Annotated in this window: 23 protein-coding genes (1 of these 23 only partly in view); 9 read left to right on the top strand and 14 right to left on the bottom strand. The window is 66.1% G+C overall.

The window, feature by feature from the left end; genetic code table 11:
- Positions 1-7: 7 nt before the first annotated feature.
- The 4 genes from BLM15_RS21880 to acnA all read right to left on the bottom strand — a co-directional run bounded on the left by BLM15_RS21880 (position 8) and on the right by acnA (position 4,865).
- A complete protein-coding gene (locus tag BLM15_RS21880; protein ID WP_126114742.1) occupies positions 8-1,138 on the bottom strand; it encodes a beta-ketoacyl-ACP synthase in 1,131 nt (376 codons plus the stop codon).
- Position 1,139: 1 nt separating this feature from the next.
- A complete protein-coding gene (locus BLM15_RS21885) occupies positions 1,140-1,601 on the bottom strand; it encodes a 3-hydroxyacyl-ACP dehydratase FabZ family protein (protein ID WP_126114743.1) in 462 nt (153 codons plus the stop codon).
- 90 nt (positions 1,602-1,691) lie between these two features.
- On the bottom strand, positions 1,692-1,973 hold the full coding sequence (locus tag BLM15_RS21890) for an acyl carrier protein (protein WP_057191987.1): 282 nt from the start codon (positions 1,971-1,973) through the stop codon (positions 1,692-1,694).
- 192 nt (positions 1,974-2,165) lie between these two features.
- The gene (gene acnA / locus BLM15_RS21895; protein ID WP_126114744.1) at positions 2,166-4,865 is read right to left on the bottom strand and encodes an aconitate hydratase AcnA; all 2,700 of its coding nucleotides are present in this window, start codon (positions 4,863-4,865) and stop codon (positions 2,166-2,168) included.
- A gap of 232 nt (positions 4,866-5,097) precedes the next feature.
- Here acnA and ccmA point away from each other — a divergent pair, with 232 nt between their 5' ends.
- The gene (gene ccmA, locus BLM15_RS21900) at positions 5,098-5,718 is read left to right on the top strand and encodes a heme ABC exporter ATP-binding protein CcmA (protein WP_236846377.1); all 621 of its coding nucleotides are present in this window, start codon (positions 5,098-5,100) and stop codon (positions 5,716-5,718) included.
- A complete protein-coding gene (ccmB, locus tag BLM15_RS21905) occupies positions 5,715-6,380 on the top strand; it encodes a heme exporter protein CcmB (RefSeq protein WP_126114745.1) in 666 nt (221 codons plus the stop codon). The genes ccmA and ccmB overlap by 4 nt, the downstream gene beginning before the upstream one ends.
- Before the next feature lie 4 nt (positions 6,381-6,384).
- On the opposite strand, the gene BLM15_RS21910 is transcribed toward ccmB, so the two are convergent.
- The gene (locus tag BLM15_RS21910; protein WP_126114746.1) at positions 6,385-6,612 is read right to left on the bottom strand and encodes a hypothetical protein; all 228 of its coding nucleotides are present in this window, start codon (positions 6,610-6,612) and stop codon (positions 6,385-6,387) included.
- Positions 6,613-6,816: 204 nt separating this feature from the next.
- On the opposite strand from BLM15_RS21910, the gene BLM15_RS21915 reads away from it, so the two are divergent.
- The 4 genes from BLM15_RS21915 (at position 6,817) to BLM15_RS21930 (ending at position 8,689) form a co-directional block, all read left to right on the top strand.
- Positions 6,817-7,059 carry a hypothetical protein gene (locus BLM15_RS21915; protein WP_126114747.1) on the top strand — a complete coding sequence of 81 codons (243 nt, stop codon included), beginning with the start codon at positions 6,817-6,819 and terminating at the stop codon, positions 7,057-7,059.
- Positions 7,060-7,167: 108 nt separating this feature from the next.
- Positions 7,168-7,926, top strand: coding sequence for a heme ABC transporter permease (locus tag BLM15_RS21920; RefSeq protein WP_126114748.1), 759 nt, complete (start codon positions 7,168-7,170; stop codon positions 7,924-7,926).
- Positions 7,926-8,099, top strand: a complete 174-nt coding sequence (ccmD, locus tag BLM15_RS21925) for a heme exporter protein CcmD (protein WP_126114749.1) — start codon at positions 7,926-7,928, stop codon at positions 8,097-8,099. The genes BLM15_RS21920 and ccmD overlap by 1 nt, the downstream gene beginning before the upstream one ends.
- Complete coding sequence (locus tag BLM15_RS21930) at positions 8,096-8,689, top strand: DsbE family thiol:disulfide interchange protein (protein WP_126114750.1); 594 nt, start codon at positions 8,096-8,098, stop codon at positions 8,687-8,689. The genes ccmD and BLM15_RS21930 overlap by 4 nt, the downstream gene beginning before the upstream one ends.
- A gap of 6 nt (positions 8,690-8,695) precedes the next feature.
- Here the strand turns inward: BLM15_RS21930 and BLM15_RS21935 are convergent, their stop codons facing one another.
- The 6 genes from BLM15_RS21935 to purC form a co-directional block, all read right to left on the bottom strand.
- Complete coding sequence (locus BLM15_RS21935; RefSeq protein ID WP_126114751.1) at positions 8,696-9,124, bottom strand: hypothetical protein; 429 nt, start codon at positions 9,122-9,124, stop codon at positions 8,696-8,698.
- Positions 9,121-9,816: a phosphoribosylformylglycinamidine synthase subunit PurQ gene (gene purQ, locus BLM15_RS21940; protein WP_126114752.1), complete on the bottom strand. Its 696-nt coding sequence runs from the start codon at positions 9,814-9,816 to the stop codon at positions 9,121-9,123. Before purQ ends, BLM15_RS21935 begins: the two co-directional genes overlap by 4 nt.
- A gap of 4 nt (positions 9,817-9,820) precedes the next feature.
- Positions 9,821-10,063: a phosphoribosylformylglycinamidine synthase subunit PurS gene (purS, locus tag BLM15_RS21945; protein ID WP_091843141.1), complete on the bottom strand. Its 243-nt coding sequence runs from the start codon at positions 10,061-10,063 to the stop codon at positions 9,821-9,823.
- 53 nt (positions 10,064-10,116) lie between these two features.
- The gene (locus BLM15_RS21950; protein WP_126114753.1) at positions 10,117-10,548 is read right to left on the bottom strand and encodes an ankyrin repeat domain-containing protein; all 432 of its coding nucleotides are present in this window, start codon (positions 10,546-10,548) and stop codon (positions 10,117-10,119) included.
- Positions 10,549-10,581: 33 nt separating this feature from the next.
- Positions 10,582-11,115, bottom strand: coding sequence for a hypothetical protein (locus BLM15_RS21955; protein ID WP_126114754.1), 534 nt, complete (start codon positions 11,113-11,115; stop codon positions 10,582-10,584).
- Between the two features lie 62 nt (positions 11,116-11,177).
- Positions 11,178-11,972, bottom strand: coding sequence for a phosphoribosylaminoimidazolesuccinocarboxamide synthase (gene purC / locus BLM15_RS21960; RefSeq protein WP_126114755.1), 795 nt, complete (start codon positions 11,970-11,972; stop codon positions 11,178-11,180).
- 344 nt (positions 11,973-12,316) lie between these two features.
- Here purC and BLM15_RS21965 point away from each other — a divergent pair, with 344 nt between their 5' ends.
- Together BLM15_RS21965 and BLM15_RS21970 are read left to right on the top strand one after the other, a co-directional pair.
- Positions 12,317-12,640, top strand: a complete 324-nt coding sequence (locus BLM15_RS21965) for a DUF1476 domain-containing protein (RefSeq protein WP_126114756.1) — start codon at positions 12,317-12,319, stop codon at positions 12,638-12,640.
- A gap of 145 nt (positions 12,641-12,785) precedes the next feature.
- A complete protein-coding gene (locus BLM15_RS21970) occupies positions 12,786-13,571 on the top strand; it encodes an HpcH/HpaI aldolase family protein (protein WP_126114757.1) in 786 nt (261 codons plus the stop codon).
- Positions 13,572-13,675: 104 nt separating this feature from the next.
- Here BLM15_RS21970 and BLM15_RS21975 read toward each other — a convergent pair whose 3' ends face one another.
- On the bottom strand, positions 13,676-14,317 hold the full coding sequence (locus tag BLM15_RS21975; protein WP_126114758.1) for a DNA-3-methyladenine glycosylase family protein: 642 nt from the start codon (positions 14,315-14,317) through the stop codon (positions 13,676-13,678).
- Positions 14,318-14,406: 89 nt separating this feature from the next.
- Here BLM15_RS21975 and gluQRS point away from each other — a divergent pair, with 89 nt between their 5' ends.
- The gene (gluQRS, locus tag BLM15_RS21980) at positions 14,407-15,291 is read left to right on the top strand and encodes a tRNA glutamyl-Q(34) synthetase GluQRS (protein WP_126116293.1); all 885 of its coding nucleotides are present in this window, start codon (positions 14,407-14,409) and stop codon (positions 15,289-15,291) included.
- A gap of 32 nt (positions 15,292-15,323) precedes the next feature.
- Here the strand turns inward: gluQRS and BLM15_RS21985 are convergent, their stop codons facing one another.
- Positions 15,324-16,241 carry an AEC family transporter gene (locus BLM15_RS21985; protein WP_126114759.1) on the bottom strand — a complete coding sequence of 306 codons (918 nt, stop codon included), beginning with the start codon at positions 16,239-16,241 and terminating at the stop codon, positions 15,324-15,326.
- A gap of 20 nt (positions 16,242-16,261) precedes the next feature.
- Positions 16,262-17,553: the 3' portion of a M23 family metallopeptidase gene (locus BLM15_RS21990; protein ID WP_236846378.1), read on the bottom strand. The gene runs 739 nt beyond the window's last position; 1,292 of the gene's 2,031 nt are visible here — the last part of the coding sequence; its start codon lies beyond the right edge, outside the window; the stop codon is at positions 16,262-16,264.

Raw genomic sequence — 17,553 nt, forward strand, 5'->3', positions numbered from 1 at the left:
CCTCTCCTCAAGCCTTGACCAACCGGGCGGCGCCTTCGCCACGCCAGTGCGCTGCGCCGGTAACGATCGCCTCATTTGCGGCGCCGGTCGAAAGAGCGGCCGCGGCGAGCGCGACCGAGACCGGGAAGGCGGCTTCAATGGAATGGCCGACAAGGTCGCCGGTGGCGACACGGCGCGCCTGGGGGGCGGCCTTGGCGATCGCGGCCGCCTCTTCGTCGGTAATCGCGGCGCAGCCGGTCGCGGCCGAGATCGCGAGCGCGTCGGGTGCAAGCGGGCCGAAGCCGGCAAGCAACTCGTCGAGCGCCTTGGCGACCGAGCCGGGCTGGCGGCGGCTGCGATGGGCGCTGGCATGGCTCAGTCGGGCATGGACCTTGGCGCCACGCGCAGCAGCGCGCTCGGCCGATTCGAGCACAAGGAAGGCACCGGCGCTGCCGGTGATCATGCCGGGTACATCGGTTCGTCCGAAAACGGGCGCGAAGTCCGCTGCGCGCAGGAAGCCGCCGAGCTCGAACAGCAGCAGCATGTCCCGGCGCTCGGCATTGTAAGCACCGCCGACGAGAATGAGATCGGCCTGGCCGGCTGCGATGCGGGCCTGGGCCGTGCGGATGGCGTCGACGCCGGCCTGCTCCTCGCCCATCAGCGTGCGCGAGGCTCCGGTGATGCCGTGCACGATCCCGATATTGCCGGCGAGCAGGTTGGAGAGTTGGGCCAAGAACAGCGTCGGCCTGAGATCGCTCATCAGCCGTTCGTTGAGGAAAGCGCCGGGCTGGTTCGCATTGCGCAGACCGGCCAGCACGGCGGCGTCGACGGCATGGTCGCGCTCGCCGCCGCCGGCGGCGACGATGACCTGAAGCTCGCTCTTGGCTTCGGCGTCGTCCTTCAGGGCGGCGTCATCGAGCGCGAGACCAGCGGCATAGACACCGAGGCGCTGCCAGGGCTCCATCTGGCGCTGGTCGGACTTCTTCGGGATCTGCCGATCGAGCTCGAGCGGCTTCAACGGGTGCAGCGGATAGGGCGCGAAGCTCTTGATATCGACGACCGGCGCTGCGCTCGTCGCAAGCGCCTGCGCATGGGCCTCGATGCCCTCGCCAAGACTGGAGGCGAGGCCGATGCCGGTGATGACGACGTCGCGGTGCATGTCAGGCTGCCTCCGGCGAGAGGCCGATGGCAGCGATGCGAGCCTGCATCAGGGTGCGCATATCGGCGGGGAACGGCATCAGCCGGAAGCGAAGCTCGGCATCGCAGATCGGCTTGCCGGCGATCGCAATCTTTGCCTTGGTCGCAGCGTAGCCGGAGCCCTCATGGACGAGCTCGGCGCTGACGTCGAGCACAGCGTTTGGCTCGACGAAGGTACGGAAGCGCGCCTTGTCGACCATCATCAAGAACGGCATCTGCGTCAGGCGGTTCAGCCCGAGCAGCAGATAGCCGGAGGCCTGGGCCATGGTTTCGGTGAGCAACACGCCGGGAACGAGCGGGTGTCCGGGGAAGTGGCCCTCGAAGACCGGACTTTCGGCCGGAACGGTCGAGCGGGTCACAATCCGCTTGGCGGCCGGATCGAAGCTCTCGACCTTGTCGATCATGTCGAAATATTCGAGGCGCATGCGGTTCCAACCCGTCTCGCCGCGATCGGGGTCATGCCCCGCTTGCGGCGTTTCAACGTCCAGCGCTGGCCCGGATGGGCCAGGGCTCGTTCAGGCGGCTTTGGCGGCGACGAGGTCGTCGATGCGCTTGCACAGGTTCTCGAGCACGAAATACTGCTCGGCCGGCGCCTTGCCCTCGTTGACCTCCTGGGTCCACTGCTCGAGCGGCAGCTTGATGCCGAAGGCCTTGTCGATGGCGAAGGCGATGTCGAGGAAGGCGAGGGAGTCGATGCCGAGATCTTCGATCGCGTGGCTTTGGGGCGTGATCTTCTCGCGAGGAATGTCGCAAGTCTCCGAAATGATGCCGGCGACCGTCTCGAACGTGGCGGACATGCAGGTGCTCCGTCGTGGATGATGATGGCGGATGGCGTCCGGGCGCGTTCGCCCCGCGCCTGCCCCAAGCCCCCCGCCGAGGATGGCTGTGACCGCCCCCTTACACCTGCGTGCAAGATTGGACAACAGTCGGGACCAAAGAGAGACGCCCGGCTTGCGGCCGGGCGTCCCGATAGTATCGGCGTCGAGCCTTTACGCAGCGATGCCGCGCAGCACGTAGTGCAGGATGCCGGCGTTCTTGAAGTAGTCGAGCTCGTCCAGCGTATCGATCCGGCAGAGGATCGGCACCTTCTTCACCGTGCCGTCGGCATAGGTGATCTCGGCTTCGAGCGTCTGGCGCGGCTTGACGGTGGCGAGGCCCTTGATCGTCACGCTTTCGTCGCCCTTCAGGTTGAGCGAGGCCCAGCTCGTACCCTCCTGCAGGGTGAATGGCACCACGCCCATGCCGACGAGGTTCGAGCGATGGATGCGCTCGAAGCTCTGGGCGATCACGGCCTTGACGCCGAGCAGGTTGGTGCCCTTGGCAGCCCAGTCGCGCGACGAGCCGTTGCCGTATTCGACACCGGCGAAGATCACCAGCGGCACCTTCTCGGCCTGGTAGCGCATCGCCGCGTCGTAGATCGGCAGCTCTTCCTTGCTCGGATAGTGGATGGTGTAACCGCCCTCGCGTCCGTTCGGCCCCATCATGTGGTTGCGGATGCGGATATTGGCGAAGGTCCCGCGCATCATCACCTCATGATTGCCGCGGCGCGTGCCGTACTGGTTGAAGTCGGCGACGGCGACGCCATGCTCGCTCAGGTAATGGCCGGCAGGCGAAGCCGCCTTGATCGAGCCGGCCGGCGAGATGTGATCGGTGGTGATCTTGTCGCCGAACAGGCCGAGCACGCGGGCGCCGACGATGTCGGTGACCGGCGACGGGGTCTTGCTGATGCCCTGAAAATAGGGCGGGTTCTGCACGTAGGTCGAGGCGTCCTCCCAGGCATAGGTCTGGCTCGACGGCGTCTTGACCGCCTGCCAGTGCGCGTCGCCCTTGAAGACATCCGCGTATTTCGCCTCGAAGATGGCGCGGGTGACGTTCTGGGCGATGAAGCTCTGGATCTCCTTGTTGGAGGGCCAGATGTCCTTGAGGTAGACCGGCTTGCCGTCCGATCCCGTGCCAAGCGGCTCGCTGGTCAGATCCATCTGAACCGAACCGGCCAGCGCATAGGCAACGACCAGCGGCGGCGATGCCAGATAGTTCGCTTGCACGTCGGGGGAGACGCGGCCCTCGAAATTGCGGTTGCCGGAGATGACGGCACCCGCGATCAGGCCCTGCTCGTTGATCGCCTTCGAGATCGGCGCAGGCAGCGGTCCGGAATTGCCGATGCAGGTGGTGCAGCCGAAGCCGACCAGGTTGAAGCCGAGCTTGTCGAGATCGGTCTGGAGGCCAGACTTGGCGAGGTACTCCGCCACGACCTGCGAGCCGGGGGCCAGTGAGGTCTTGACCCAGGGCTTGACCTTGAGACCCTTGGCGACCGCGTTGCGGGCGAGCAGGCCCGCCGCCATCAGCACCGAGGGGTTGGAGGTGTTGGTGCAGGAGGTGATGGCGGCGATGACAACGTCGCCATGGCCGAGATCGAAGGACTGACCCTCGACGGGCACGCGGCGCGAGATCTCGGCCGCCTTCTTGTAGTCGGTCTCCATCGCCGCGGCGAAGCCCTTGGCGACGGCGCCGAGATCGACGCGGCCCTCGGGGCGCTTGGGGCCGGCCATCGAGGGCTGCACGGTCGAAAGATCGAGTTCGAGCGTGTCGGTGAAGACCGGATCGGCCATCTCGACCGTAGCGAACAGCCCTTGCGCCTTCGAATAGGCCTCGACCAGCGCGATGCGCTCGGGCGCGCGGCCGGTCGTGGTGAGATAGTCCAGCGTCTCGCCATCGACCGGGAAGAAGCCGCAGGTCGCGCCGTATTCCGGGCCCATATTGGCGATGGTCGCGCGGTCGGCGAGCGTCAGGTTGTAGAGGCCGGGGCCGAAGAACTCGACGAACTTGCCGACGACGCCCTTCTTGCGCAGCATCTGGGTGACGGTCAGCACGAGGTCGGTGGCGGTGATGCCTTCCTTCAGCGAGCCGGTCAGCTTGAAGCCGATCACCTCGGGCAGCAGCATCGATTGCGGCTGGCCGAGCATGGCGGCCTCGGCCTCGATGCCGCCGACGCCCCAGCCGAGGACGGCCAGGCCATTGACCATCGTGGTGTGCGAATCGGTGCCGACGACGGTGTCGGGGTAGGCGACCTCGACCTCGGCGCCGTCGATGGTTTCCTTGCGGGTCCAGACGGTCTGGGCGAGGTATTCGAGGTTGACCTGGTGGCAGATGCCGGTGCCCGGCGGAACGACGCGGAAATTGTCGAAGGCGCCCTGGCCCCATTTCAGGAAGCGGTAGCGCTCGCCATTGCGTTCATATTCGAGCTCGACATTCTGCGCGAGCGCCTTGGGCGAGCCGAACTCGTCGACGATCACCGAATGGTCGATGACGAGATCGACCGGAACGAGCGGGTTGATTTTGGCGGGGTCGCCGCCGAGCGCGACGACGCCGTCGCGCATCGCGGCGAGATCGACGACGGCCGGGACGCCGGTGAAGTCCTGCATCAGCACGCGCGCGGGGCGGAAGCCGATCTCCTTGCCGGCGGTGCCCTTGTCGGTCAGCCAGGCGACGAAGCCTTCGATGTCGGCCTTGTAGACCGAGCGGCCATCCTCGAAGCGAAGCAGGTTCTCGAGCAGCACCTTCATCGAGAAGGGCAGCTTCGAGATGCCGGGCAGGCCGTTCCGCTCGGCGAGCGGCAGAGAGTAATATTCATAGGTCTTGGCGCCGACGGTCAGCGTCTGGCGGCATTTGAAAGAGTCGAGCGAAGCCATGCGGGCTATCCTGATCAAGGGGTTGCGGTCGCGAGCCGGACCGTCCTTGCGGATGAATCCGGTCGAAGGCCTATTGCGCATGTCGCGCTCGCCGCCCCGGGAGTGCCCGAGCCCCGCGCCGGATCGGCGTGCGGCGTAGCCACGGGTTCTATAGATCAATTCCAAGAAGCCCGCTACAGGCTCGATATGCGTTGGGCGAAACGGTAATGACCTCCGGGATGACAGGTTCGCCGTGACGCAAATCCGATACCAGACATTCGCCTTGACGGCCGAAGGGCTCGTCTGCCGGCGCGGCGGCCGCGCGATCTTCGATGGCGTGGGCTTTCGTCTGGCCAGTGGCGAGGCGATCGCGCTCACCGGCCGCAACGGCGCCGGCAAGTCGAGCCTGATCGCTATTTTATGCGGCCGCCTGCGTCCCGAGGCCGGGGCCATCAGGCTCGATGGTCTCGACGACATGCCGCTGGCGGAAGCAGCCCATCTGGTCGGCCACCGCGACGGGCTGAAGACTGCGCTGACGGCAACCGAGAACCTGCAGTTCGCGCAGGATCTGCTTGGCGCGCCAGGCGTGAGCCCGGCCGAAGCGCTCGCCAGGGTCGGCCTGCCGCATGTCGGAGCCCTGCCGGTGGGCTATCTTTCCGCCGGCCAGCGCCGGCGTGTGGCGCTGGCGCGGCTGCTGGTTTCGTCGCGGCCGATCTGGCTGCTCGACGAGCCTTTTGCCGCGCTCGACGCAGGCTCGCAGGCGATGCTGTCCGGGCTGATGCGAGCGCATCTCACAGCAGGCGGGGCGATCCTCGCCGCGACCCACGGGCCGCTCGGCCTCGATGGGGTGCGCGAACTCAGGATCGGACCGTGAGCCGCGCCTTCCTCGCCATTCTGAAGCGTGATCTCGCGCTGGCGGTCCGGGCCGGTGGCGGCGGCGAGCTCGCGCTCGTCTTCTTCCTGACCGTCGTCGTCCTGATCCCGTTCGCGCTCGGGCCCGATCTCAACCTGTTGTCGCGGATCGGCCCGGCGATCCTCTGGCTGGGGGCGTTGCTGGCGACACTGATCGGGCTCGACCGGCTGTTCCAGGCCGACGAGGAGGACGGCTCGCTCGATCTCATCCGTGGCGCGGGGCTGCCGCTGGAGTTCGCGGTGTTAGCCAAGGCGCTGGCGCACTGGCTGACAACCGGCTTGCCGTTGACCCTGGCCGCGCCCCTGCTCGGGCTGCTCGTCGCCCTGCCTGCGGAGGGTGTGCTGCCGCTGGCGGCGAGCTTGGCGCTCGGCACACCCGCGCTGAGTTTCATCGGCGCGGCGGCGGCTGCGTTGACCGCGAGCCTGCGTCGTGGCGGATTGATCCTGCCGATCCTGGTCGCGCCGCTCTGCGTGCCGGTGCTGATCTTCGGTGTCTCGGCCTCAGACGCCGCACGCGGGCCGATGTCGCTGCAGAGCCCGCTGCTGATCCTTGCTGCATTGTCGCTTATGGCAGCGGCGGTGGGCTGCGTCGCGGCGGCTGCCGCGCTGCGCCAGCCAGACTGACGCTTCAGGCCTTGTGCAGATCGCCCCGGTCGAGTTCCAGCGCGCAGCCGGACTGAGATGCGAGATGGGCGACGACGGCAGCGATGTCCTCGAGCGCGACATTGTCGTCGAGGAAACGAAGCTGGACCTCTTCGGCCACGCCGAAGACATTGACGACGCGCAATTCACCGGCCCTCGAGCGCACGGTCGTTTCGATATCGCGCCGCATGGGATCGGATAGCGTGATGAGCATGACAATCCCTCCTGTGCCGAGCATTAGACCGGAATCGCGGGAGAGGCAAATAAAAATCGAATAATTTCAATTAGTTAGTAAGTTACAGCGTAAGCGCCTGAATGGCATGACGCTAAGGTACCGCCGGCGCCGCCGCCACTTGCGAATGAGCGATTTGTGCTCATATAGTCACTTACTCATTCTTAGCGCGATTGGGGGCGCGCCATGTCGGACCTGGAACGCGGCGAACGGCTGCAGATCATGCTCAGCGCGGAAGAGCTTCGCGCCGTCGAGAACTGGCGCTTTGACAAGCGTATGCCGAGCCGCGCTGCGGCGGTGCGGGAATTGCTCAGGCGCGGTCTGAGCGCCGAGGGCTTTGAAGTCGCCGCCGACGGCGCGCGCTCAGGCAGCTTCAGTGTTCTCGACAAGGACGGACACGGAGCGGCGGGCGCGTCCGAGAAGGATTAGCGCTGTCCGGGCCGCATCGTCGCAGGGCCTCGAGGTCGATTGTGAGCCGGGCCGGCGATTGCTAATGCTCTCTCGTCGAAATTAAGAGCAGAGCCGGCCACCACCTCAATGCCGAGCCTTACCGAACTGGCCAATCCGGCGCGCTTCATGCGCCTGTCTAGCGTGCTGCTGCCCTGGTTTGCGGGCGCGGCTGCGCTTTTGCTCGCGATCGGCTTCTATTTCGTCTGGTTCGTCGCTCCGGCCGACTACCAGCAGGGCGAGACGATCAAGATCATGTACATCCATGTGCCGGCCGCCTGGCTGGCCCTGATGTTCTATTCGATGATGGCGCTCTCGGCGCTTGGCGTCCTGGTCTGGCGCCATCCGCTTGCCGACGTCGCCCAGCAGGCGGCGGCGCCGATCGGTGCCTGCTTCGCGTTGATCTGCCTGCTCACCGGCTCGTTCTGGGGCAAGCCGATGTGGGGCACTTACTGGGTCTGGGATGCGCGCCTGACCTCGATGCTGGTGCTGTTCCTGCTCTATCTCGGCGTCATCGCGCTGCGTCGCGCCATCGACGAGCCGTCTCGCGCCGGCCGTGCCGTCGCGATCCTGACGCTGGTCGGTTGCGTCAACATCCCGATCATCAAATTCTCGGTCGACTGGTGGAGCACGCTGCACCAGCCAGCCTCGGTGCTGCGGCTCGGTGGGCCAACCATCCATGCCTCGATGCTGTGGCCGCTCGTGGTCACCGCGCTCGGCTTCACGGTTCTCGCGCTGGCGCTGCATCTTGCGGCGATGCAGGCTGAGATCATCCGCCGCCGGGTCCGGACGCTGACGATCTTCGAGGCCGAGCGGCTCGACCGGCTTTCTTTGCAGGCGGCGCAATGATGGACGCACTCGGAGCCCACGCCGGCTTCATCCTCGCGGCCTATCTGGCTGCTGCGGTGATCCTGCTCGGCCTCGGGGCGACCATTCTGCTCGATCGGCGCGCGCAGAGGCGGGCCTTGGCGGCGCTGGAAGAACGCGGTGCCGGCCGCCGCGGCGGCAGCAGCACGTCATGAGCGAGGCTTCGACCTCAACCCCGCGGCGCTCGCCCTGGCTCTATGCCATCCCGCTGATTGTGTTCGCGGCGCTGGCCGCGGTGTTCGCCAAGGGGTTGGTCTTCGGCGATGCCAGCAAGGTGCCCTCGGCGCTGATCGGCAAGCCGGCACCGGCGATCACATTGCCGCCGCTGGAGGGGCTGCAGCGCGATGGCCAGCCCGTGCCGACCTTTGACATGGCGGATCTGGCCAAGGGCAAAGCGACGATCGTCAACGTCTTCGCGAGCTGGTGCGCGCCCTGCCGCGTCGAACATCCCTTCCTCGTCGCCATGGCGGATTCAGTTGCGGTGAAGCAGGGCAAAGTTGCCCTGGTCGGCTTCAACTACAAGGACGAGGCCGAGAATGCGCGTCGCTTCCTCGGCGCGCTCGGCAATCCCTATTCGGCCGTCGGCGTCGATCGCAGTGGCCGGGCCGCGATCGACTGGGGCGTCTACGGCGTTCCCGAGACTTTCCTGATCGGCCCGGACGGGCGGATCCTCGACAAGCATGTCGGTCCGCTCGACGGCGCGGCCGCGTCGCGCATGCTGGCGCGGGCGCAGAAGGGCAGCTGAGCAGGCCTATTGCAGCGGCGGACCGAAGCGCAGGCTGCGCCAGGTCGCGAGCACGGCATCGAGCAGGCTCGGATCGTCGAAATAGCCGGCAATGTGAATCTGCCCGCCGTCACGATCACAGGCGAAGCCGTAGAAGGCGGGCTGGCGCGCGTCGTCCGCGCCTTCGTCGAGGCGATAGGCGAAACGGACGAAGTCGGTCTCCAGCTCCTCGATGAGGTCGAAGGCGGCGGAGGCATGAATCTCGTGCCATTCGGCGAGCGCATCTGCCGGCTCGCCGGCATCATAAGCATTGAGCCAGAAGGTCAGGCCGCGCGGGCTGTGCCAGAAAACCAGCGAGCCATCCTCGACGCGGCGGGCCATCGGGAAGGGCAGTAGCAGGGTCCAGCCGGGGACGAGCGGCTGGCGGCCCTCGACCAGTGGCGGCGCGTCGCTCACGCCGCCTTCTTGCCGCTCATCAGGCTTGCGAACATGCCGCGCCCGTCGGTGCCGCCGACAAGGCCGTCGATCAGATTCTCCGGATGCGGCATCAGGCCGAGCACGTTCCGGCTCGGCGAGTAGATGCCGGCGATGTGATTGAGCGAGCCATTCGGATCGGCTTCGGCCGTGATCTGGCCTTCGGGGTCACAATAGCGGAAGGCAACGAGGCCCTCGCCCTCGAGCCGGGCGAGCGTTTCCGGGTCACAGATATAGTTGCCTTCGCCATGGGCGATGCAGACATCGATCACCTGTCCCCTCGCATAGGCCGAGGTGAAGGCGGTATCGTTGCGCTCGACCTTGAGGTGCTGGCGCTTGCAGACGAATTTCAGATTGGCGTTGCGGGCGAGCACGCCCGGCAGCAGGCCGGACTCGCAGGCGATCTGGAAACCGTTGCAAATGCCGAGGACGAGGCCGCCGCGCGCCGCATGCGCCCGCGTCGCGTCCATGATGTGGGCGCGCCCGGCGATGGCGCCGCAGCGCAGATAGTCGCCATAGGAGAAGCCGCCCGGCAGGACGACGAGGTCGGTCCCAGCCGGCAGCTCATGGTCGGCATGCCAGACATGGTCGACGGTCGCGCCGGCCTGGCGCAGCGCCTTGGCGACGTCACTGTCGCGGTTCGAGCCGGGGAAGGTGATGACGGCGGCGCGCATCGGGTCAGGCTCCGATCTCGACGCGATAATTCTCGATCACGGTGTTGGCGAGCAGCTTCTCGCAGGCGGCCTTGAGGGCGGCCTCGGCGGCAGCCTTGTCGGCGCCGTCGAGCTCGATGTCGAAGACCTTGCCCTGGCGGACCGAGCCGACGCCGTCGATGCCGAGCGATTTCAGCGCGCCCTCGATCGCCTTGCCCTGCGGGTCGAGCACGCCGGTCTTGAGGGTGACGGTGACGCGGGCTTTCATCGTGATCTCCAGACGGGATTATTCGGGTGCCTTAGCGGTGAATCGGTGCAGGCTCAACCATTCTTCGCCGAGTCGGCGGCCGTCGAACCGTCCTGCAGGCCCTGCAGGTAGTCGAGCACGGGCGCTGCCAGGGCGCCGCCCATCTTCGCATGTGTGATCAGCGGGATGCCGTGGGGACCGGAAGCAGTCAGGGCGGTCGGCACGGCAGCGAGATGGGCGCGGACCAGATCGAGATGCCCGAGCATCGCCGCTGCGAAGATGTCCATTCGCGCGCCTCGGGCGAGCAGGAATTCCGCGATCTCGCGGCGCCCGGTATGGGCGGCGGCGCCGAGCCCGCTCTCCCAGTCACCGCCGCCCCAATCCCAGACCGCATTCACCAGGGTCGGATGCTCGCTGACGAGCGCGGTGACCTTGTCGAAATTGCCGTGAGCGTTGCGAACGAAATCCTGGACCAGCTGCGAGTCGAGTTGCGGCTTGTCGCCCATCGAGGTCTCCTGCTTACCGGTCGATCGATGATGTCAGCGGCTGGCCCAGGTGGCGCGGGCGAAATCCTGGGCGGCTTGCGAATCATCGGTCACCGCGATCGCCATGGCGAGCGTATTGTCCTTGCGAGCGTAGAGGATTGCGGTCGAGGCGAGGCGGCCGCCCTCCTTGGCGCGGATCTCGACAAGGATGCCATCGGTGCCCTCCTGCTTGAAGCGGGAGACGGTGGTCGTGCTCGCCGGCTTGTCGGCCTGCTTTGCCTTCGGGCGCTTCGAGAATTCGCGTGCCAGCCGCGCCGGATTGAGGGCGAGCGTCCTTGCCATGTCGGCCGCTTCGCGGCCCTCGAAGCTGATCAGCGCGGCGACGCCGGGACGCTGGCAGTCCTGCGGCGTGCAAAAAACCATCGCCTTCGGATTGACGCCGTCGTTGACCACCCAGTTCTGGATCGGCAACGGCTCCCAGCCGCGGCCGGCAGCGAGCTGGACCAAGCCCGGGCCGAAATGGTCGGCGCAACCGGCGATCAGCAGCGCGCCCAGCCCGAGCGCGCCCAAACGCAAACGGGAGCGCAAGCGCCCCCGTCCGACAATCAGAAGCTCGTTAGCCGCGGCGGTCACTGCACCAGGCGCGGCAATTATTGGACCAGCCGAGGGCCTGCCGGGCCCGGCTTCTCGTTCTCGCCGAGGATACCGAGGCGGCGCGCCACTTCGGTATAGGCCTCGATCAGCCCACCCAGATCTCGGCGGAAGCGATCCTTGTCCATCTTGTCCTTCGACCGGATGTCCCAGAGACGGCAGGAATCGGGGCTGATCTCGTCGGCGACGACAATGCGCATCATCTCGCCTTCCCAGAGCCGGCCGCACTCGATCTTGAAGTCGACGAGCCGGATGCCGGCGCCGAGGAAGAGGCCGGAGAGGAAGTCGTTGACACGAATGGCGAGCGCCATGATGTCGTCGATCTCCTGCGGCGTCGCCCAGCCGAAGGCGGTAATGTGCTCTTCCGAGACCATCGGATCGCCCAGCGCGTCATTCTTGTAGTAGAACTCGATGATCGAGCGCGGCAGCTGGGTGCCTTCCTCGATGCCGAGCTTGGTCGACAGCGAGCCGGCCGCGACATTGCGGACCACGACCTCGAGCGGAATGATCTCGACCTCGCGAATCAGCTGCTCGCGCATGTTGAGTCGGCGGATGAAATGCGTGGGAACGCCGATGTCGTTGAGGTTGCTGAAGATGTGCTCGGAGATGCGGTTGTTCAGCACGCCCTTGCCGTCGATCACTTCATGCTTCTTGGCATTGAAGGCGGTCGCGTCGTCCTTGAAATGCTGGATCAGCGTTCCGGGCTCCGGTCCTTCATAGAGGACCTTCGCCTTGCCTTCGTAAATGCGACGGCGGCGGTTCATCGGGATATACCGTGGCTTGAGGAAATCCAAAGGGTCGGCCTCTCTCTGGTCGCGGTTGCCCGCGGCGGGATCATGGCCCTTTTCAGCACGCTCTCGCGCAATCTCGTTGCTCTGTCGAGTTCGATCCTGGCGCGCCGGTCCGGCTGGTTCATGCGGGCCTTGCTCCCTGAGAACCGGCCACACTTCGCGCTATATGGGCCTTTCGTGCTGCAAACGCAACAAAGCGCCTGAGGCGAGACATCGGCGCCTGATTTGACTGGGTTGGATCGGCTTGAACGGCATGGCCTCTAGCCCGCACTGCCATCACATTGCTATATGGCGGGGCTGATATCGCGCCGCAGCAAGATTGCCGCTCCGAAGAGGATAAGAACCACATGACCACCTTCGACCAGCGCAAGGACGCTTACGAGAACAAGTTCGCGCATGACGAGGAGCTCCGCTTCAAGGCGACGGCCCGGCGCAACAAGCTGCTCGGTCTGTGGGCCGCGGAGAAGCTCGGCAAGAACGGAGCCGATGCCGATGCCTATGCCAAGTCGGTCGTACTCGCCGATTTCGAGGAGGCCGGGGACGACGACGTGCTGCGCAAGGTCAAGGCCGATTTCGCCGCAGGCAGCGTCACCGTCGCGGACGACGAGATCCGCCGGACCATGACCGAATTGCTGATCAAAGCCGCCGACGAAATCCAGGCCGGCCGCTGAGCGATCGCTCGGGCGCAAGGCGGCCTTGGCCGCATTGCGCCCTTGAGCATGGCGCATGCCGCAGCGTTTGCCTTTCGCCACCGGTTCGGGCCAGGGTCGATGGACCCGCCGTTGGTGAAGAGCGGGCAACCGGATGAATGCGCCCATGACCGCCGCCAAGCCGACCGTGCTGTCCTCGCTCGCCGATCGTCTCGCCAAGGGCGAGACGCTGCTTTCCGCTTGGTGCGGCCTGCCGGATCCGAGTGTCGCCGCGATCCTGGCGCAGGAAGGGTTTGATGCGGTCACGCTCGACATGCAGCACGGGCCGATCACGCTCGCTGAGGTGATTCGCGCGATCCCGCTGATCAACGCAGCCGGCAAGCCGGCGATTGCGCGCATCGCGGTCGGCGAGTTCCAGAATGTCTCGAAGCTGTTCGATTCCGGCGCCTCCGGCGTGATCGCACCGATGATCAACACGATCGAAGATGCGCGCCGGCTCGCGGCCTATGCCAAGTACCCGCCACTCGGCGAGCGCAGCTGGGGCAGCTATGGCGGCCTCGGCGCCTCCGGGCTCGACCAGAACAGCTATCTCAAGCAGGCCAACGATTTCTCACTGACCTTCGCGATGATCGAGACCCGCGAGGCGATGGCGATCATCGACGAAATCCTCGCCATCGACGGGATCGATGCACTCTTCGTCGGCCCGTCCGATCTCTCGATCGCCCTCTCGGGCGGCGCCTCCATCAACGCCTCCGCCAAGGAGGTCGACGATGCGATGCGCCATATCGTGGCGCGGGCCAATGCGGTGAAGAAGCCGGTCGCTTTCTATGCAGGGACGGCTGAGCGCGCCAAGGAAGGCGTCGCGCTCGGCGCCCGGCTGGTCACGGTGATGAGCGATACCGGCCTGCTGCGTGCGGCGAGCCAGGCCGCCCTCAAGGTGATCAAGGGCTGAATTCTAGAGCCCTTCCGCAGTCTTCGAATCGCAGAAGGGTTCTAGATCTTTGTTTTATCGCATTTTCTTCACGCGAAGCGGTATCCACTTCGCGCGAAAATGCTCTACGCGTTGATGCCTTCGCGCGATTTCAGTGCGGCATAATAGGCCCAGAGCAGGCGGGCGGCGACACCGCGCCAGGGCCGCCACGCCTCCGCCAGTGCGGCCAGCTCGGCGGGTTTGGGGCGTGTCGGCAGATTGAAGGCGACCTTCGCCGCCTCCTGGACCGCGAGGTCGCCGGCGGCGAAGCCGTCGCGATGGCCGAGGCAGAACAGCAGATAGACATCCGCCGTCCACGGGCCGATGCCGGAGACTGCGGTCATGTGCTCATGGACGAATTCAGGCGTTGCCGCTTCGAGGGCAAAGAGATCGAGCCGGTTCTCGGCGATGGCGGTAGCGACGGCACGCAACGTCTTCTGCTTTGGCCGCGACAGGCCCGAGAGCCGCATCTCTTCGTCGCTGGCGGCAAGGACGCGCTCCGGGGTCAGCGGCGTGAGTACGCTTTCGACCCGGGCCCAGACGGCGCGTGCGCTCGCGACTGAGAGCTGCTGCGAGACGATGATCGAGGTGAGGCTCAAGAAACCGCTTTCGCGGCGGCGCAGCGGTGGGATGCCGGTGCGGGCGATGATCTGCTCCCAGATGGGGTCGAGAGCGACGAGGACCGCCATGCCCTCTTCGAGATCGGCTGTGCTGGAGATTGTCGTCATGTCGGCCCAGTCTATCGCCGATCACGGTTCCGGCTTGTGTCAGGAGGCCGGGCTTGGCGAGGCATGCGGCGAACCATAGACAGGAGGAGATGGCATCGTCTTCCCCTGTCTTCCGGTTTGCGCCGAGCCCGAACGGGCGGCTGCATCTCGGCCATGCCTATTCGGCGCTCACCAATGAGCGACTGGCCGCGCGTTTCGGCGGCGGGCTCCTGCTGCGGATCGAGGATATCGACCTTTCACGCTGCCGACCTGAATTCGAACAAGGCATCCATGACGACCTCGCTTGGCTTGGGATGTCGTTCTCGCCCGATATGCGGCGGCAATCCCTGCATTTCGACGATTATCGCCGGGCGCTGGATCGGCTCCAGGCGATGGGACTGGTTTATCCCTGCTTCTGCTCGCGCCAGGAGGTGAAGGACGCGGTCAAGCGGCGCGAAGCCGAAGCCGGAACGCCCTGGCCGCGCGATCCCGATGGCGCGCCGGTCTATCCGGGGACGTGCCGCCTCCTGAACGAAGCGGAGGCGCAGCGTCGTCGTGAGACGGGCGAACAACATGTGCTGCGGCTCGCCATGGACTTGGCTTTGGCAAGAATGGCCGGCGAAAAGCTCTTCTATCGTCTCTTCGACGAAAACGGCGACGAGCGCGAGGTCGCGGTCGATCCGGCGCGTTGGGGCGATGTCGTGCTGGCGCGCAAGGACGTGCCGACGAGCTATCATCTCTCGGTGGTGGTCGATGACGCGCTGCAGGGCGTCAGCCATGTCGTGCGAGGTGAGGATCTGGAAGCGGCGACCGATATCCATGTCCTGCTGCAGCGCCTGCTCGGCCTGGCGACGCCGCGCTATCACTTCCACCGGCTGCTGATCGACGAGACCGGGCAGAAGCTGGCCAAGAGCCGGTTCTCACAAAGCCTCGCCGATCTGCGCGCTCAGGGAACAACGCCGGCGGCGATCCGACGGCAGCTTGGTTTCACGTGAATCGTCGGCCCATCGGGCAAGGGACAACTCGGTCAGCCGACACCGAGGAAGGTCAGCCAGCCGATCGTGGTGAAGAGCGAGAGCGCGGTCGAGAGCGCGATCGCGCTGGAGGCGTCGGCGACCCCTTGCTTGTAGCGCTCAGCAAAGAGATAGGCGTTGATCCCGCAAGGGCAGGCGGCGAAGAGCACGGCGACGCCGGCCCAGGCCACCGGCATGGCGAACACCTTCGTCGCCAGCAGGAAGACGATCAGCGGGTGCAGCACGAGCTTGAGAAAGCTCAGCACCGCCGGCAGCCCGATGCCGGAGGCCAGGCCGTAGCGCCGGAGCGCAATGCCGAGGCTGATCAGCGCGCAGGGAACGGCCGCACCTGCGATCAGGTCGATGATCGACCAAAGCGGCGTTGGAACCAGGGCGACGAACGGGCGCGCGGCGCTGCCGAGCAGGATGCCGACGACGATCGGATGGGTGAACAGTCGCTTGAGCAGCTGAAGCGGCGAGGTGCCCCGGCCTTCCGCGAGGAGGGTCGCGGCCGTCATCGTCACCGGCAGATGCACCGCGAGGAGCAGGCCGAGCGGCACTGCGCCGGCTTCGCCATAGGCCTTCAGGATCATCGGCACGCCGACGAAGACGGTGTTCGACTGGGCCGCGGCAAAGCCGGAGACGACGAGCTCGGGACCTTTGCGGGCGAATAGCTGTCGCGCCACGAGCTGGGCGATGATCCAGACGATGGCGAGGCCGGTGAAATAGGAAATCCAGTAGCCCCAGGGCTGATCCGGCGGGATCGCGGCCGTCGCCAGGGTCTTGAACAGCAGGCAGGGGACGGCGAGGACGAAGACGAAGTCGGAGAGACCCTCGCCGGTGGTTTCGCGCAGCAGCCTGGTCCAGCGCGCGACATAGCCGATCGCGATCAGGCCGAAGACTGGCAGGACGATGAGCAGCGAGGAGAGCATCTGGCCCGTGGGGTGGAATGTCAGCGCAGTTGCGCGGTCTGGCCTCCGGCCTTTTCGATTAGGCCCTGGACTTCGTCGCGCTGGCGCTTGAATTCGACAAGCGCCTTGCCGTCGAGCTCGCGGCCGCGCGGCACCTTGATCTTCATCGGGTTGACGAAATTGCCGTTGACCATGACCTCGTAGTGCAGATGCGGGCCGGTCGAGAGGCCGGTATTGCCGAGGAAGCCGATGACCTGGCCCTGGCGGACCTTGACGCCGGGTGCGATGCCCTTGGCGAAGGCCGACTGGTGCGAATAGGCCGTAACGTAGCCGTTGGCGTGCTGGATCTCGATTCGGCGGCCATAGCCTGAATCCCATTCCGCCTTGATGATCGTGCCATTGCCTGCGGCCAGGATCGGCGTGCCGATCTTGTTGGCCCAGTCGACGCCGGTGTGCATCTTCGAATAGCGCATGATCGGGTGGTAGCGCATGCCGAAGCCCGAGCGCATTTCGGCGTCCGTGATCGGCTTGCGCAACAGGAACTTCTTCAGCGACCGGCCTTCGGTGTCGAAATAGTCGATCAGCCCATCCTCGGGCGCCTGATAGCGGAAGACTTGCCTGGTCTCGCCGCCGATGGTGAGCGTGGCCGAGAGGATCTCGGCACGCTCGCCTTCATCCTCGTCGGTGAAGATGACCTCGAGATTGTCGCCGCCGCGGACGCGCTGCTGGAAATCGAGGTCGTAGGAGAAGATGCGCACGAGCTCGTCGATCAGCGGGCGCGGCAGGTCATGGCGCAGTCCGGTCTCGTAGAGGCTCTCATAGAGGCGTGCACCTGTGCCGCCTTCCTCTTCATCCTCTTCGTCTTCCTCCGGATTGGCCTGCGACTTCGGCTGCGGGCCGACCGCCTCGGTTCTCGGCAGGGCCACGGGGACGAAGAGACCTTTGTCGTTGACCGCGATGACCGCCGAGGGGCGACCGTTTTCTAGCAAGGCGACGCGGGCGATCTGACGTGGATCGCCGGCGCGCGGGCCGGGCGCGAACAGCGCCTGCAGGACCTGGCCTTCCGGTAAGGCAGCGACCTTCACCCGCCCGTCGAAGGCCTTCATCATCGAGACGATCTGGTCGCGGTTGGCGCCGGCATTGCGCAGCACTGTCTCGAAATTCTCGCCGCGGCGGGTGATCAGCAATTTCTCTTCGACCAACGGCTCGCGCGAAGCGGCGATCGGCGTCTTTGGCGCGTTTGTCACGTTCTCCGGAACGACACGGACCTCGATGCCAGAGAACGAGGTGTCCGTCGCAGGCGCATAGGAGAGCAGGCTGCCGGCGCCGGCGG

Origin of the sequence: Bosea sp. Tri-49, assembly GCF_003952665.1 — a bacterium.
GTDB lineage: Bacteria > Pseudomonadota > Alphaproteobacteria > Rhizobiales > Beijerinckiaceae > Allobosea.